The 1592-nt window shown below is 51.8% G+C and carries 1 rRNA gene; it reads left to right on the top strand.

Going from position 1 to position 1592, the window contains the following annotated elements:
- Window positions 1–150 precede the first annotated feature (150 nt).
- Window positions 151–1592, top strand: a 23S ribosomal RNA gene (locus ACJ8HB_RS24895); the annotation flags it as partial.

The following is a 1592-nucleotide window of genomic DNA, read 5'->3' as shown; positions in this document are numbered from 1 at the left end:
ATTGCTCTTTAACAATCTGGAACAAGCTGAAAATTGAAACATGACGGCTGAAATTCATTCCTCCGTAGAAGTACCGGAATGAAAAGTAACCTGTCATAGAGTCTCTCAAATGTTTGCAACTTGAACGATGGAAACATCTTCGGGTTGTGAGGTTAAGTGACTAAGCGTACACGGTGGATGCCTAGGCAGTCAGAGGCGATGAAGGGCGTGCTAATCTGCGAAAAGCGTCGGTAAGGTGATATGAACCGTTACAACCGGCGATACCCGAATGGGGAAACCCAGTGTGTTTCGACACACTATCATGTCATGAATACATAGTGGCATGAGGCGAACCGGGGGAACTGAAACATCTAAGTACCCCGAGGAAAAGAAATCAACCGAGATTCCCCCAGTAGCGGCGAGCGAACGGGGAGGAGCCCAGAACCTGAATCGGCTTGTGTGTTAGTGGAAGCGTCTGGAAAGTCGCGCAGCAAAGGGTGATAGCCCCGTACACTAAAATGCACAGGTCGTGAGTTCGATGAGTAGGGCGGGACACGTGACATCCTGTCTGAATATGGGGGGACCATCCTCCAAGGCTAAATACTCCTGACTGACCGATAGTGAACCAGTACCGTGAGGGAAAGGCGAAAAGAACCCCGGCGAGGGGAGTGAAATAGAACCTGAAACCGTGTACGTACAAGCAGTGGGAGCACCTTCGTGGTGTGACTGCGTACCTTTTGTATAATGGGTCAGCGACTTATATTTTGTAGCAAGGTTAACCGTATAGGGGAGCCGTAGGGAAACCGAGTCTTAACTGGGCGAATAGTTGCAAGGTATAGACCCGAAACCCGGTGATCTAGCCATGGGCAGGTTGAAGGTTGGGTAACACTAACTGGAGGACCGAACCGACTAATGTTGAAAAATTAGCGGATGACTTGTGGCTGGGGGTGAAAGGCCAATCAAACCGGGAGATAGCTGGTTCTCCCCGAAAGCTATTTAGGTAGCGCCTCGTGAACTCATCTTCGGGGGTAGAGCACTGTTTCGGCTAGGGGGCCATCCCGGCTTACCAAACCGATGCAAACTCCGAATACCGAAGAATGTTATCACGGGAGACACACGGCGGGTGCTAACGTCCGTCGTGAAGAGGGAAACAACCCAGACCGCCAGCTAAGGTCCCAAAGTCATGGTTAAGTGGGAAACGATGTGGGAAGGCACAGACAGCCAGGATGTTGGCTTAGAAGCAGCCATCATTTAAAGAAAGCGTAATAGCTCACTGGTCGAGTCGGCCTGCGCGGAAGATGTAACGGGGCTAAACCATGCACCGAAGCTGCGGCAGCGACGCTTAGGCGTTGTTGGGTAGGGGAGCGTTCTGTAAGCCGTTGAAGGTGGCCTGTGAGGGTTGCTGGAGGTATCAGAAGTGCGAATGCTGACATAAGTAACGATAAAGCGGGTGAAAAGCCCGCTCGCCGGAAGACCAAGGGTTCCTGTCCAACGTTAATCGGGGCAGGGTGAGTCGACCCCTAAGGCGAGGCTGAAAAGCGTAGTCGATGGGAAACAGGTTAATATTCCTGTACTTGGTGTTACTGCGAAGGGGGGACGGAGAAGGCTAGGCT

This window comes from Serratia sp. CY27727 (assembly GCF_052169275.1).
Lineage (GTDB): Bacteria > Pseudomonadota > Gammaproteobacteria > Enterobacterales > Enterobacteriaceae > Serratia > Serratia sarumanii.
This window is presented reverse-complemented; position numbering and strand designations above follow the sequence as displayed.